The sequence below is a fragment of the Acidobacterium sp. S8 genome, from assembly GCF_009765985.1.
GTDB lineage: Bacteria > Acidobacteriota > Terriglobia > Terriglobales > Acidobacteriaceae > Alloacidobacterium.
In genome coordinates this window covers 74,693-89,177 of the sequence record NZ_LMUM01000023.1, presented here as the reverse complement: position 1 = coordinate 89,177, position 14,485 = coordinate 74,693, and the positions used below count along the sequence as shown (strand labels likewise).

The window sequence follows — 14,485 nt, the reverse complement described above, 5'->3', positions numbered from 1 at the left end:
CACCATGATGGCACCCGAATAGACGATGACCTGCGCCGCGGCCAGAAACTCGGCCCCCAGCAGAAGATACAGCACAGCGAGCGACGTCATCACCACGATCAGCGAAAGCGAGCTGTTGATAGGGTGGCGCTGCAGCAGGAGATTCAACGCTCCCGCAACACATAACCCGCCGAAGATGAAAAACAGGACTAGATGCATGCTCTTAAAAGTAGAAACCGTAAAGAATCAAACTGGTTGAAACTACGCTGCGCGAAAAGCCAGCCACAGGCTCGTCGCAATAATATTCGCAATCGCAAGCGGCAACAAAAACTTCCAGCCAAAACCCATCAGCTGGTCATAACGGAAGCGCGGCAACGTGCCACGCACCCAGATGTAAAGAAAGAGAAAGAAAAACACCTTGGCCACGAACCAGAAGACCGGCAGCAGCGCCTGCACGATGGGACCGCCCCATGCCGGCAGCAGGTTTCCAAACGGGCTTGACCATCCGCCGAGAAAAAGCAGTGTGGCCACACAGCTGACCGTGATCATGTTGGCGTACTCAGCCATAAAGAACATGGCAAACTTCATCGAGCTGTACTCGGTGTGGTAGCCGGCGGTCAGTTCGCTTTCCGCTTCCGGAAGATCGAACGGAGTGCGGTTAGTCTCGGCGTATGCGGCTATCAAGTAGATGAAGAAGGCAACGATCTGCAGTCCACCGAAGATATTCCACGACAGCAGCCCATGCGCCGCCTGCACGTCGACGATATCGCGGAGCCGCAAGGAACCAGTGCGCAGGACCACGCCGACAAGCGAAAGTCCGAGCGCAAGCTCATAGCTGATCAGCTGCGCGCTGGCGCGCATTGCGCCCAGCAGCGAATACTTGTTATTCGATGACCACCCGGAGAGCGCAATTCCATACACGCCGATCGAAGTAATGCCCAGAATCACCAACAGGCCGATATTAAGGTCGGAAATCTGGAAGAGATCGACGCCGTGATAATGAACCTCTTTGCCGAACGGCACCATGGAGATCGAAATCAGCGCACAAGCCAGCGCGATAAGCGGCGCCAGAATGTACAGCGGCTTATACACGTTGGTAGGCATCAGGTCTTCCTTGAGGAAGAGCTTCAGGCCGTCGGCCAGCGGCTGCAACAGGCCAAAGGGTCCAACGCGGCTGGGTCCCCAGCGGTTCTGGATGCGTCCGACAACCTTGCGCTCCAGCAGCACCGTATAAGCGACCGCTGTCAGCAGAATCACCGTGACTACGGCGACCTTCAGCACGCTCAACAGCAAAAAGATCCAAATACTGACTTCCATCGGGCCTTCCAAGAGAATTTGCTAATCCGCCGCTGTTTCCGCGGGGTTGGGTGTTGTGTGCGACTCGACAATGTCTTTCAGCATGCCGCTATAGCGGCCCAGCGTGCCTGAAGTAAAGAGCGTATCTTCTGCAGGCAGAACCAGGTCGCGCCGCGAAGCAGCAGGCTGAATCTGTACCAGGTCAAACTTTTCCGGCTGCTCGCTTCCTGTCAGCAATTCCAGCCGCGAAACGTGATAGCTGGGAACGAGCCGCTGAATCTCATCAAGCGTTGCGAACGGATCGAACGGGCTGAGCTTCGGTTCCAGATGATTTGCCGCAAGCCAGACGGCGTGACGATCGGCCTCGCCAGACTGCGCACCGCGCGTTTGCCCCATATCTGCGAAGCTGCCACGTCCGAAAGGAACCAGCTTCTTCGGATCAGCGCCCATGCGGTCTGCAAGGCGCACGATCAATTCAAAATCGGTACGAACACCAGCCTTGTCGGCAGCCTTCTTGACCAGCTGAATATCGCCATAGGTATTCGTGACCGTCCCGGCCTTCTCATAAAGATTCGCGGCTGGGAAGACCACATCGGCTAGTTGCGCCGTTTCGGTGAGGAACATGTCCTGTACTACGAGAAATGTATTTTTGAGTGCCGAAGGATCGACGCCATAGCGCGAGACTGGATTTGACCCAACAACATAAAGCGCTGCCAGATCGCCATTCCTCGCTGCGTCGAACATCTGCAGTAAATCTAGCCCAGCCGTCGTTGGCAAAGTTGCGCCGTACTCATCGACGAAGTGCGCCGCATCATTGACCGGAACATAACCCGGCAGCAGATCAGGCAATAAGCCCATATCCGCTGCGCCGCGTGAATTGGCATAGTCTCCAAGCGCAGCAAATTTCGTATTTGGCAGCGAAAGCCCGAACTCGACCAGCGCCTGAATGTCGCGTCCGCGATACTCAGAGCCAAACACGATCAGCAGCGACTCTTCCTTGCGAATCGCATCGCGGAAAGCAGTTGTATTGTCATCGGCAGCAATCGCGCCGTCGTTTCCGCCGAGATACTGAATCAGGGATGCATAGCCATCCTGCGGAATCTGCAGGAATGATTTTGCCTGCCGCCGCAGCTTGATCTCGGCATGATTCGCAACATACAGCCGCGAACGGTTCAGGCGAACATTCGAGCGCAGATTCCACGCCAGCGCCGGATGCTGATCCGTGGGATTGTTGCCCAGCAGCAGAATCGCCGGAGCAGAAGTCGTATCGCGCAGCCCGGCCGTGCGACCCGACTTGCCGTTCAAAGCCGATGCGAAGGAAACATAATCCGCAGTGCGGTGATGATCGATGTTATTAGTGCCAAGAATCGTGCGCGCGAACTTCTGCAGCAGATAGTTTTCTTCGTTCGTCGTGCGGTTCGAGCCGATTACGCCAATCGCCTGGCCGCCCTTTGCCTCACGAATCTCACGCAGCTTTTTGGCAGCGAAATCAAGCGCCTTGTCCCAGCTCACTTCGGCAAACTTGCCGTCTGCCTGACGAACCAGCGGCTTGGTCAAGCGGTCTGTACGGTTGGCAAAGTCGAATCCGTAACGGCCTTTGTTACACAAGAAATCGCCATTGATGCCGCTCTTGTCGCGGTTGTCGCCACGGATAATCTCCACACCATCATTCACGCTGCGCACGCCCAATGTTGTCTTGCAGCCATCGCCGCAATGCGTGCAGATGGTGGCAACGTGATTCATCTCCCACGGCCGAGTCTTGTAGCGATAGGTGCCGGAAGTCAACGCGCCGACCGGGCAGAGATCGATGCACATGCCGCACTCTTCGCAATTCAGATGGTCTTGGCCATTCGGCGCAATCACGCTGCTCACGCCGCGATTCTCAACGCCGAGCGCCCACACATCCATGCCTTCGCCGCAAACGCGCACACAGCGGTAGCAGAGAATGCAGCGTGGACGATCGAAGTAGACCACCGGCGACCACTGCTGCTCTTCACGATGCTGCTTGATCTCGATGTACTTCGATTCAGCCGCGCCGTACTTGAAAGTCATGTCCTGCAGTTCGCACTCGCCGCCGGCATCGCATACCGGGCAGTCCAGCGGATGGTTGCCGAGCAGCAGCTCAATCGTCGCTTTGCGCGCCTGCTTGATCTCGTCCGTCTCGGACTGAACAACCATGCCTTCCGCAACCGGAGTGGTACACGCCGTCTGCAGCTTGGGCATCTTCTCGATGCGCACCACGCACATGCGGCATGCTGCCTGCAGCGACAGATTCGGGTAGTAGCAGAACGCTGGAATCTCGATGCCGGCATTCTTGCAGGCATCAATCAGCAGCGTTCCCGCAGGCGCGGTCAGCTTCTTGCCATCGACTGTAAACGTTACGTCAGCCATTTTCTTCCTGATCCTCTATACCAGCGCCGGTTCTTCTGCGTGCGCGTAAGGGCAAGGCTTGCCGTTCAAGTGGTCTTCAAACTCATGCCGAAATTTCTTGATGAATCCGATCGTGGGCATCGCTGCCGCATCGCCGAGCGGGCAGAAAGTGCGGCCCAACATGTTCTCAGCGAGATAACGAATATTATCGAGATCCTTCGCAACGCCGCCGCCGGCATGCACGCGGCCAATCGTCTTCTTTAACCAATCCGTGCCTTCGCGGCAGGGAATGCACCAGCCGCAGCTTTCGTGCTGATAAAACTTGATCGTGCGCAGCGCAAACTCAACCATGCATGTCTGGTCGTCGATCACGACGATGCCACCCGAGCCAAGCATCGTTCCCGCTTTGCCCATCTGGTCGAAGTCGAGCCCGACGTCGATTTCATCCGCAGTCAGCACCGGTGTGGACGAGCCACCGGGAACTACAGCCTTCAACTTGCGACCGTTAGAGATGCCGCCGCCAACTTCATAGATGGCCTTCTTCAGGTTGTAACCCATCGGCAGTTCATACACGCCGGGGTTCACAACATGGCCGCTGATGCCGAACAAACGCGTACCGCCGTTGCGTTCTGAACCAACCTTGGCGTATGCCTCGCCGCCCATCAACAGAATGTGCGGCACGCTGGCAATCGTCTCTGCGTTATTGATAACCGTCGGGCCGCCGTACAGACCCACCACAGCAGGGAAGGGAGGCTTGATACGCGGCACACCACGCTTACCTTCGAGCGATTCCATCAGCGCCGACTCTTCGCCAACTTCGTAAGCGCCTGCGCCGGTCTGCGTCACGATGTCGAAGTCAATGCCGGAACCAAAAATGTTCTTGCCAAGAAAACCTTTCGCGTAGGCATCGGCAACGGCCTTCTCCATGATCTTCAGCAGGTAGCGATACTCGCCGCGAAGGTAGATGAAGCCCATCTTCGAGCCGATAGCAAGACCGGCAATCATGGTGCCTTCAATCACGGCATGCGGATCGTGCAAAAAGATCACATGGTCCTTGCAGGTTCCCGGCTCACTCTCGTCACCGTTGACGAGCACATATTTCGGCCGCTCCGACTGCTTCGGAACAAACGACCACTTCATGCCGGTCGGGAAACCAGCGCCGCCGCGCCCACGCAGACCAGACGCCTTCATCTCGGCAATGATCCAGTCGACACCTTTTTCAATCGCGGTCTGCACGGCCTTGTATCCGTCGAGCGCAATATATTTGTCGATGTCTGCAGCGCCCTGTCCAAAGCGGCGCGAAATGATCTTTACTTCTTCGGGATGGAAAACAAGCCTGGGCATTAGACTGTCTCCTTTCCACGTCCTGCTTTGTAGTCGTCGAGAATCTGGTCCATCTTTTCCGTCGTCAGATCATCGTAGAAGTCGTAGTTAATCTGCACGGCGGGAGCCCAGCAGCAGGCGCCGATGCACTCGACTTCCTCCAGAGAAAATAATCCGTCCGAAGTCACTTCCTTGTGTCCGATGCCGAGACGCTTCTTGCAGTGCTCCATGATTCCGTAGCCGTCGCGCAGCATGCAGGAGATGTTCGTGCACACCTGCACGTTGTACTTGCCTACGGGCTTGGTCCGCAGCATGGAATAGTAGCTCAACACGCTGCGCACATCGAGCTCGCTGATGCCAATGCGCTGCGCAATCTCGACAACCACCGCATCGGAAATGTATCCGATCTCGTCCTGCGCGTAGAGCAGCATGGGGATGAGCGCCGAGCGCTTGACCGGGTAGAGCGTGACCAGCCGGTCGAAGCGCGCCGCAGTCTCCGGTGAAAAAATTGTCGTTGCAGAAGTGCTCATGCCGAATCCTCTAACGTTTGTCATCCCGACCGAAGCGCGTAGCGCGGAGCCGAGGGATCTGCAGTTCTAGTCTTGATCGAAAATCTTTGCGGTAAATGCTTCTGCCGCAATTTCCAGTTCCATAGTCCCGCGACGATCACTGAAGGTCACCAGGCTGTCATCGTCGATACGAAACGTGCCGCTGCTCAACTGCCGTTCCGGTCCCGGATCGTCCTCGTATATCGTCCACTGACCATTTCCGGTCTGCCCATCAAATTCGATAACAAGAATTCTTTTTCCTTCGCGGATCGTCAGCCGATCGTCGTTTCCTTCATCCACGAAGGCACGACCTTCAATTCTTCCCAGATCATGTGCCGCTACATACGAGCGGACTAGAGAAGCAAATGAAATCCAAAGCTCTGCAAATATTCTCGAATCGCCCGTGATTTCAGCCGTCACCGGTCGATTTCTCCGAGAACAATATCGATCGATCCGATGACCGCCACCACATCAGCGATCAAACGCCCTTCGCACATCGTTTGCAGCGCTTGCAGGGTAGCAAATGAAGGATTCCGCATGTGCACGCGGTATGGCTTGGCCGTGCCGTCGCTCACTGCGTAATAGCCCATCTCCCCGCGCGGCGATTCCACTGCCTGATACACCTGACCTGCAGGAACAGTGAAGCCCTCGGTCACAATCTTGAAGTGGTAGATGAGCGACTCCATCTGGGTCTTCATCTTTTCACGATCCGGCAGTACCACCTTCGGAGCATCGGCGGTAATGCGGCCCTCCGGCATCCCATCCAGCGCCTGCTCGATGATTTTCACCGACTCGCGCATCTCCTGGATGCGGACCACATAACGCGCCCACACATCGCAGTCATTCGATACCGGCACCTGAAACTGGAACTTTTCGTAGCTCGAATACGGCATGTCGCGCCGCAGATCCCAGTCCACGCCCGAGGCACGCAGCGGCGGCCCGGTCACACCAAGAGCAATCGCATCTGCGGCGCTCAGGTGGCCAACACCCTTCAGACGATTCACGAAAATCGGATTGCCGGTCAGCAGATTCTCGTACTGATCGATCCTCTCCGGCATGAGCTTTACGAAATCCCGCACGCGATCGAAAAAGTCCAGCGGCGGCTCAAGCGCCAGCCCGCCTACGCGGAAGTACGAAGTCATCATGCGCTGGCCCGAGACCTGCTCGAAGAGGCGCAAAATATCTTCACGCTCGCGGAAGCAATAAAGGAAGACGGTCAGAGCGCCAATATCCATGGCGTGCGTGCCCAACCAGACCAGGTGCGAATTCAACCGCGTCAGCTCATTCAGCATCACGCGAATCCATTGCGCGCGATCTGGAATTTCCAGCTGCAACAACTTTTCAATCGCCAGAACATAGGCTAAGTTGTTGGTCATCGGGCAGAGGTAGTCGATGCGATCCGTCATCGGAACCACCTGCTGATAAAACTTCGCCTCGCAGGTCTTCTCAATGCCGGTGTGCAGGTATCCGATATCCGGAACCACCTTCAGCACCGTCTCGCCGTCAATCTCAATCACCAGGCGCAGCACGCCGTGCGTCGAAGGATGCTGCGGGCCCATGTTGAGGACCATCGTGCGATCTTTCGAGCCTTCTTCGGGACGCGCCTTCAGCAGCGTAGTGGTTTCAACGAATTTTGCCAGATCAGGACTGGTAGGCATTAGCGGTAGCCCTCCACAGGATAGTCCTTGCGCAGCGGATGACCATCCCACTCTTCCGGCATCATGATGCGGCGCAGCTCCGGATGCCCGTGGAAGCGCACGCCAAAGAGATCCCAGACTTCGCGCTCATAGTAATTTGCCGATGGCCAGACGGGAGTAATGCTGTCAATGGTGGGATCGATGCTTTCGACGGGAGAGATAAGCCGTACCCGGTCTTTCAAACTGTGCGAAAGAATGTGGTACGTCACCTGGAAGCGAGGCTCGCTCGGATACCAGTCCACGCAGGTGACATCTTCAAGGAAGTTATAGTCAGCGTCCTTTACCGCCTGACAGGCGCCGCGAATCTCATCGCGGGCGATGGTAACGGTCAATTCCTTGAGAGCATATTGCGCGTCGAGAACGGCATCTGTGTTCCATTGAAGGAGGGAAGCGAGCGCCCGGTTTTCCGGCAGGGCCGCTAGAACAGCATCTTTCCCTTGAACAGCTGAATCCATCGAGTCCTTACTTTGCTGCGGGCCGTCGTCAAGGCCCAGGTCAGAAACATTCAGTTGAAGAGCTAGAGATCACCCTTATCCGCAGACCAGTCGAGAATGCCTTTTTTCCAGATATAGAAGAAGCCGACCAGCACAAAGCCGAGGTAAACCAGCATCTCCCAGAAGCCGAAGAGACGCGAGCCGGAAATCTTCGGCAGCTCACGATAAATCACTGCCCACGGCAACATAAACACGGCTTCTACGTCGAAGAGAATGAAGAGCATGGCAACCATGTAGAAGCGCACAGAAAATCGTCCGCGCGCGTCGCCTTCCACCGGAACACCGCACTCGTACGCATCCAGCTTTGCCTTCGTGTTGCGATGCCGCCCCAGAAACCATGACGCGGTAATCATTCCTGCGCCAAGCCCAGCCGCAGCAAGAATTTGCAGCAACAGCGGTACGTAATTCCAGAAATAATTTGCGCCCTGCATCCTAGTCTCACCGCTTAAGCGTTTTATCGCCGAAGCCTCTCTGTTGAGAGTAGTTTCTGGTTGCTGTTGCCGTCAAGGAAGAGCGGGTAATTCCTGCTCGTTTTGAGAGCAAAATCGCCACTTTTTTGCGCAAAATTGCGAAGTTTTCGTCACTTTTTTTGACCGTTCCGATTTGGCGCGCTGTTTCAATTCGGAACAGAAGGCCTGCCTTCTTCGATGTTCGCTGAAGTCCTCAACCTCGCTGACCGATAGACTCCGTGAGAGGAAAAGCCATGAGCACTTTCAGTCATTCCTTGTCTCCGGTTCATGCAAGGCGGCTCGCCCTGGTATCCACTGTATCCACACCGCAATCCGTCGAGAAGCGGGAGACAATACCTGCGGACGACGGCCTCGGCTGCATCCGGGGCTTGGTGGTTGCGCTGCTTTTCAATATTTTTTTGGCTACCGTCTTCGTCTGCAGCTGGGAAGTCTGGCACTATCTGCACGTGCGATAGCCTCTGATATTCTCAGGCTATGCAGCTAGTGATCAACGGCCAGCCGAAGGAGATCGTCGAGCTTTCGTCCGCAGCAAAGATTGCTGACCTGATCTCGTATCTCGGCCTCAAGAATGACCGTGTTGCTATCGAGCAGAACGGCGAAATCGTCTCCCGCTCATCCTGGGCAGAGGCTTCGCTTCAATCCGGTGACAAGCTGGAAATCGTGCATTTCGTTGGCGGCGGTCTGTCCTAGCGTTCACTTTGCCACCCGGCAAATTTTCCGGACCAGGCACAACGTTTCCCTGAATGTCGCCATCAAAGTCCCAGCGTTCTTCTACTTACAGGAGACGCCAGGGGTAGAAGGCCATGCTGCTATCCTCATGGTCGAAAAAGTGTGTTTGCGGGACATTCTCCTGCGTTCTCCTTCTGCTGGCAGCATGTGGAAGTCATACGGAGACGAACGCAAGCGGTCCGGGCCCGGACTTCTCGCTGGCGCTATCCCCAACCAGCCTTTCCATAGAAGCCGGGACGGCGCAGAGTCTTACCGTTACCGTCTCAGCTCAAAATAACTTCACAGGCTCTGTACAGGTCGCCATCAGTGGTTTGCCCTCGGGAGTTACCGCCGCCCCGTCTACTCTGAATATGACCTCTGGTGTCCCACAGAAAGTCACATTGACGGCAGACGCCAACGCAGCCGCAAGCGACGACACCGTGACCTTCACTGCCACCTCCGGAATGCTCAGTCATGCAGCCATGCTGTCGCTGAAAGTGACCAGCGTACCGCCGCCAGCCGAGGACTTCTCGCTATCGGTCACCCCTTCAAGCCTGATGTTGACAGCCGGGGCAACCGGCGAATCGCTCACCGTCAATGCTGCTCCTGTGAATGGATTCAGCGACCCTGTCAATGTTTCCTTCAGCGGATTACCCGCCGGCGTCACTATCTCGCCGTCGACGTTGACCCTCACGCCCGGATCGCCTCAGAACATCGTCTTGACCGCCGCCGCCAACGCCTCACTCGGAACTGTATCTGTAACAGTGACCGGTGTATCCGGTTCGCTTTCTCATACCTCGACGGTGGCGCTGACCGTAGTGGCCGCTCCGCCACCAGCAGACTTTACAATCGCAATCAAGCCGACCGCGTTAGCGCTTACAGCCGGCGCAGGTGGACAGGCCGTCACGGTAACCATCTCAGCCGTGAATGGGTTTACGGGGCGAGTGGATGTCGCACTTGCAGGATTGCCCGCTGGCGTGACCGCCAGCCCATCCACGCTGAGCATTCCTGCCGGTTCCTCGCAGAGCCTCACGCTCACCGCTGCCGCCAATGCGCACATCGGCAGCGCGAACATCACCGTTACCTGCTCGTCTGGCTCCCTGAGCCATACCGCGATTCTTGCGCTGAGCGTCGCTTCACCGCCCCCGGCTGCCGATTTCTCCCTCACCGCTACGCCCGGAAGCCTGTCAATTATTGCTGGCCTTACCGGACTACCCGTCTCTTTGCTGGCAACTGCAGGGAACGGGTTCACCGGCTCCGTTGCAGTTTCCGTCAGCGGACTTCCCGCAGGAGTGACCGCGTCACCTTCCACATTGAATTTAACGCCTGGAGTTCCGCAGAATGTAACACTCACCGCAGCCGCCAACGCTGCCGTGGGAAAGGCGACCGTCACCTTCACCGGTAAATCAGGCGCTCTTACGCATACTGCTGCCGTGGCTTTGACAGTCGCTCCCGCTCCGCCTCCGCCTGACTTTACGCTGAGTGTGAATCCGCAGTCTCTCACCCTTACGGCGGGCGCCAGCGGGCAGCAGATTGCCGTCAGCGCTGCGGCGCAGAACGGATTCACCGGTACCGTCAATGTCTCGGTAAGCGGGTTGCCTTCCGGAGTAACTCCGTCGCCGTCGACACTCACCCTGACACCCGGAACGCCGCAGAATATGACGCTGACCGCAGCATCGGGCGCCGCAACCGGGAAAGTCACGGTGACATTCACCGGTGCAACATCTCCGCTGACCCACACGGCAACGTTGGCATTGACGGTCAATCCGACGCCGCCGGTCGTCGTCGATGTGACGACGTATCACTATGACAATTCTCGGACAGGTCTGAACGCGAATGAAAGCAAGCTGATTCTGGCGAATGTGAACTCGACAGGCTTCGGCAAGGTTGGGTTTTATCCAACTGATGGCAAGGTAGACGCCGAGCCGCTGTACCTCTCGGGCTTCACCGTCAATGGAGAAACCCACAACGTCCTCTATGTTGTGACGGAACACGATAGCGCATATGCTTTCGACGCCGATAGCGGCAGTATTCTATGGCAGAAATCCGTGCTTGCCTCCGGCGAGTCTTCGAGCGATGACCACAGCTGCAACCAGATTTCCCCGGAGATCGGCATCACGGATACGCCCGTGATCGACCGGACGCATGGAGCTATTTTCTTTGTTGCCATGACCGTGGACGGCACCGGAGCCTACCATCATCGGCTGCACGCGCTGAGTCTTACTACTGGAGCAGAGATCGAGGGCGGCCCAACGGAGATCTCCGCATCCTTCCCCGGCACCGGCTACGGCTCACAAAACGGAGTCCAGACCTTCGATCCGGCACAATACGCCGAACGCGTGGGCCTGCTGCTCATGAATGGATCCCTGTTCCTGGGCTGGACTTCGCATTGCGATCGCGACCCATATACCGGCTGGCTGATGATGTACGACGAGGCCACCTTGCACCAGAAGAGCGTACTGAATCTCACTCCGAACAGCACGAGCACCGTGCACTATAACGACGGCGAAGGTTCCATCTGGATGGCTGGCGCGGGGCTCGCAGGAGATTCCTCAGGGAATGTGTATTTCCTCGATGCGAACGGCAGCTTCGATACCGACCTGGATGGAAGTGGCATGCCCGCGCACGGCGACTATGGCAATGCCTTCATGAAGGTCTCATCGAGCAACGGCAAGCTGACTCCAGCCGACTACTTCTCGACCTTTGACACGGTCACCGATTCTATTGCCGATCGCGATTTCGGATCCGGCGGCGCGCTGCTGTTGCCCGATGTCACCGACGCCACTGGCAAGACTCGTCACCTTGCAGTCGGTGCAGGAAAGGACGGCAACATCTATGTTGTCGACCGGGACAATCTGGGCAAGTTCAACCCGAACGGAAACCAGAACTATCAGGAAGTCTCGGGCACTCTATCCAGTGAATTCGGCATGGCCGCATATTTCAATAGCACGGTCTACTACGGAAGCATCAACAACGTCTTGCAGGCTTTTCCCCTGCAGGCAGGGAAGCTGGCCACCGCATCTTCGAGCCAGACATCCACTGTATTCACTTTTCCTGGAACAACGCCCGGCGTGAGCGCAAATGGCGGCCAGAACGGTATTGTGTGGGCGGTGGAAAACAGCTCGCCCGCGGTGCTGCACGCATACGACGCCTCGAGTCTGGATCGCGAACTCTATAACAGCAATCAAGCTGCCAGAGGACGCGATAATTTCGGCAATGGCAACAAATTCATCACGCCCATGATCGTAAACGGCAAGGTGTATATCGGCACGCCAACCGGGGTCGCAGTCTTCGGGCTATTGAAGTAGAAGTGAATGTTGAGCTCGGCTGCATGTGAAGTATCAGTGTCAGTCTGTCCCGCGCACGCCGACTTCATCCAGATGCAACAGAAGATCTGCGGGATCCTGATATACCCGATAGGCACCCGCCTCCTGGAGTTCCTCTCTGCCGTAGCCTCCCGACAGGAGTCCGATCCCGAGACATCCAGCTCTGCGCGCCGCCAGCAAATCCCACACGCTGTCGCCCACAACGACAGCCTTTGCAATCGAAACATTCAGGCTTGCGGCAGCAGCCAGGAAGAGGTCAGGATCGGGCTTTGCCCGTTCCACCTGTCTGCGCGTGATGACGGGAATCTCCGGCCTCAAACCCAGTGCCTGGAAGACCTTGTCTGTTCCTTCCGGCGTTCCGCTAGTTGCGATCGCATACAGGACATTGACTTTGCTCAGGTATGCGAGGAGTTCAGGAGCGCCGGGAAGCGGTTCAATCTTGCCGCGATATCGCTTGAATACTTCTGCATGCCGATCCTGTAGCTCCTGCGCCTGCTTCTTGGTGATCTTTCGCCCGATCTCGCGCCCCAGTGCCTGTACCAGCAGGCCGCCACTCATCCCGATGCGACGATGAATACGCCACACAGCCAACGAAAGTCCCGTCTCCTCAAGCGCTTCGCGCCAGGCGATGACGTGCTGATAGACGCTGTCGATGAGCGTTCCATCGAGATCGAAGAGAAATGCGGGAGTGTGGCTGGAATCGCCTATCGAAGCTCGCTTGCGTTGCGGCATGCCGTGCGTTCCCTTCAGAAGTTCAGGCCATTCTAGCCCTCTTCGTTAGATTCATCAGCGGCCGGCTTGAACGGCTTTTGCCAGCTCCTTCAGGAGATGGTGCGTTTCCTTCCAATCGATGCAGGCATCTGTGATGCTCTGACCGTAGGTCAGGTGCTTTTCAGGAGTCAGGCTTTGCGCACCGGCCACGAGGTTGCTCTCGAGCATTACGCCCATGATGCGGCGATCACCTGCGGCGATCTGTTCGGCAACATCGCGGCAGACTATACCCTGCTTGCGGTGATCTTTACCGCTGTTGGCGTGGCTGCAATCGATCATGATGCGCGGCCTTACGCCCGCTTTCTCCATCTGCTCGGCAGTGGATGCCACGGAGGCAGCGTCAAAGTTTGTCGTCTGGCGTCCGCCGCGCAGAATGACGTGGCAATCCGGATTGCCGGCAGTGAAAAGAATCGCCGATTGGCCATTCTTTGAGTGACCGAGAAATGTGTGCGGGTGGCCGGCGGAGACGATGGCTTCGATCGCGATCTGCACGTTACCCGAAGTGCCGTTTTTGAAGCCAACCGGGCACGAGAGGCCCGATGCGAGCTGGCGATGACCCTGGCTCTCCGTGGTGCGCGCGCCGATAGCTCCCCAGCTGACCAGCTCCGCCACATACTGCGGCGAAATCATGTCGAGGAATTCGGTTCCCGCGGGTACGCCCATTTCGGCGAGATCGAGCAGCAGATGACGCGCCATGCGCAGGCCATCGTTAATGCGGAACGATTCGTCCAGGTGCGGATCATTGATGAGTCCCTTCCATCCGAGAGTGGTGCGCGGCTTCTCAAAATAGACACGCATAATAAGCAGCAGCTCATTCGAAAACTCGGCGACCGAGCTTTTGAGCAATCCCGCATACTCGCGGGCCGCCTTGGGGTCATGGATGGAGCAGGGACCGACAACGACTGCAAGGCGGTGGTCATCGCCGTTCAGAATCTTTATGATCTCGTTGCGCGCCTGAAATACGGTCGCGGAAGCCTTTTCGGTAATCGGCAGCTCTTCTTCAAGAAAAACCGGGGGAAGCACGACTTTCGTCGACTTTATGCGTAGGTCATCTGTGGGATAGAACATGGGTCTTACTTTTAATTTATCAGCCCGGAAGATAGAGTGATCGCGAGTGCTTTACGGAGGTGCTGTGCCGCCAACTCTGAAAAACGGAAAAATCTGCTATATCGAGATTCCTGCGATCGATATTGCCCGTTCAGCAGCGTTCTATCACAGCGTTTTTGGATGGGAGATCAGGACGCGCGGGGATGGAGCCACAGCCTTTGACGATGCCGTAGGCGAGGTGAGCGGCGCCTGGGTTCTCGGACGGCCTCCTGCCGCGCAGCCCGGCTTCATGATCTATGTCATGGTCGACAGCGTAGAGAACACGATCGAGTCAGTCATCGCAAACGGAGGCGAGATTGTGCAGCCGGTCGGCGCGGATGCTCCCGAGATTACGGTGCGTTTTCGTGATCCGGCAGGGAATGTAGTGGGGCTCTATCAGGAGCCAGGTTAGGAATG

The 14,485-nt window shown here is 56.9% G+C and carries 15 protein-coding genes; 4 read left to right on the top strand and 11 right to left on the bottom strand.

Annotated features, from left to right (window positions below; translation table 11 throughout):
* From GSQ86_RS08570 to GSQ86_RS08530, 9 genes are all read right to left on the bottom strand, one after another.
* Positions 1-198: NADH-quinone oxidoreductase subunit J (locus GSQ86_RS08570; protein WP_174239950.1), on the bottom strand; the 198-nt coding region annotated here is incomplete at its 3' end.
* A gap of 42 nt (positions 199-240) precedes the next feature.
* Complete coding sequence (gene nuoH, locus GSQ86_RS08565; protein ID WP_158749550.1) at positions 241-1,296, bottom strand: NADH-quinone oxidoreductase subunit NuoH; 1,056 nt, start codon at positions 1,294-1,296, stop codon at positions 241-243.
* A 21-nt stretch (positions 1,297-1,317) separates the two neighbouring features.
* On the bottom strand, positions 1,318-3,666 hold the full coding sequence (nuoG, locus tag GSQ86_RS08560) for an NADH-quinone oxidoreductase subunit NuoG (protein WP_158749549.1): 2,349 nt from the start codon (positions 3,664-3,666) through the stop codon (positions 1,318-1,320).
* Positions 3,667-3,681: 15 nt separating this feature from the next.
* Positions 3,682-4,989 (bottom strand): NADH-quinone oxidoreductase subunit NuoF, encoded by a 1,308-nt coding sequence (gene nuoF, locus GSQ86_RS08555; RefSeq protein ID WP_158749548.1) that lies wholly within the window; start codon positions 4,987-4,989, stop codon positions 3,682-3,684.
* Positions 4,989-5,498 (bottom strand): NAD(P)H-dependent oxidoreductase subunit E, encoded by a 510-nt coding sequence (gene nuoE, locus GSQ86_RS08550; RefSeq protein ID WP_158749547.1) that lies wholly within the window; start codon positions 5,496-5,498, stop codon positions 4,989-4,991. Before nuoE ends, nuoF begins: the two co-directional genes overlap by 1 nt.
* Before the next feature lie 66 nt (positions 5,499-5,564).
* Positions 5,565-5,936 carry a hypothetical protein gene (locus GSQ86_RS08545; RefSeq protein WP_158749546.1) on the bottom strand — a complete coding sequence of 124 codons (372 nt, stop codon included), beginning with the start codon at positions 5,934-5,936 and terminating at the stop codon, positions 5,565-5,567.
* A complete protein-coding gene (gene nuoD, locus GSQ86_RS08540) occupies positions 5,933-7,087 on the bottom strand; it encodes an NADH dehydrogenase (quinone) subunit D (RefSeq protein ID WP_254062240.1) in 1,155 nt (384 codons plus the stop codon). Before nuoD ends, GSQ86_RS08545 begins: the two co-directional genes overlap by 4 nt.
* Positions 7,088-7,173: 86 nt before the next feature.
* Positions 7,174-7,668 (bottom strand): NADH-quinone oxidoreductase subunit C, encoded by a 495-nt coding sequence (locus tag GSQ86_RS08535; RefSeq protein ID WP_158749544.1) that lies wholly within the window; start codon positions 7,666-7,668, stop codon positions 7,174-7,176.
* A 62-nt stretch (positions 7,669-7,730) separates the two neighbouring features.
* Positions 7,731-8,138 (bottom strand): NADH-quinone oxidoreductase subunit A, encoded by a 408-nt coding sequence (locus GSQ86_RS08530; protein WP_158749543.1) that lies wholly within the window; start codon positions 8,136-8,138, stop codon positions 7,731-7,733.
* A 272-nt stretch (positions 8,139-8,410) separates the two neighbouring features.
* Between GSQ86_RS08530 and GSQ86_RS08525 the strand changes: the two genes are divergently transcribed.
* From GSQ86_RS08525 to GSQ86_RS23360, 3 genes are all read left to right on the top strand, one after another.
* On the top strand, positions 8,411-8,632 hold the full coding sequence (locus tag GSQ86_RS08525) for a hypothetical protein (protein WP_158749542.1): 222 nt from the start codon (positions 8,411-8,413) through the stop codon (positions 8,630-8,632).
* A 19-nt stretch (positions 8,633-8,651) separates the two neighbouring features.
* The gene (gene thiS, locus GSQ86_RS08520) at positions 8,652-8,867 is read left to right on the top strand and encodes a sulfur carrier protein ThiS (protein WP_158749541.1); all 216 of its coding nucleotides are present in this window, start codon (positions 8,652-8,654) and stop codon (positions 8,865-8,867) included.
* Between the two features lie 113 nt (positions 8,868-8,980).
* Positions 8,981-12,193: a hypothetical protein gene (locus GSQ86_RS23360; protein WP_254062237.1), complete on the top strand. Its 3,213-nt coding sequence runs from the start codon at positions 8,981-8,983 to the stop codon at positions 12,191-12,193.
* Positions 12,194-12,232: 39 nt separating this feature from the next.
* On the opposite strand, the gene GSQ86_RS08510 is transcribed toward GSQ86_RS23360, so the two are convergent.
* On the bottom strand, positions 12,233-12,943 hold the full coding sequence (locus GSQ86_RS08510; protein ID WP_158749540.1) for an HAD family hydrolase: 711 nt from the start codon (positions 12,941-12,943) through the stop codon (positions 12,233-12,235).
* 54 nt (positions 12,944-12,997) lie between these two features.
* On the bottom strand, positions 12,998-14,050 hold the full coding sequence (locus GSQ86_RS08505) for a 3-deoxy-7-phosphoheptulonate synthase (RefSeq protein WP_158749539.1): 1,053 nt from the start codon (positions 14,048-14,050) through the stop codon (positions 12,998-13,000).
* A 64-nt stretch (positions 14,051-14,114) separates the two neighbouring features.
* Here GSQ86_RS08505 and GSQ86_RS08500 point away from each other — a divergent pair, with 64 nt between their 5' ends.
* The gene (locus tag GSQ86_RS08500; RefSeq protein WP_158749538.1) at positions 14,115-14,480 is read left to right on the top strand and encodes a VOC family protein; all 366 of its coding nucleotides are present in this window, start codon (positions 14,115-14,117) and stop codon (positions 14,478-14,480) included.
* Positions 14,481-14,485: the final 5 nt, after the last annotated feature.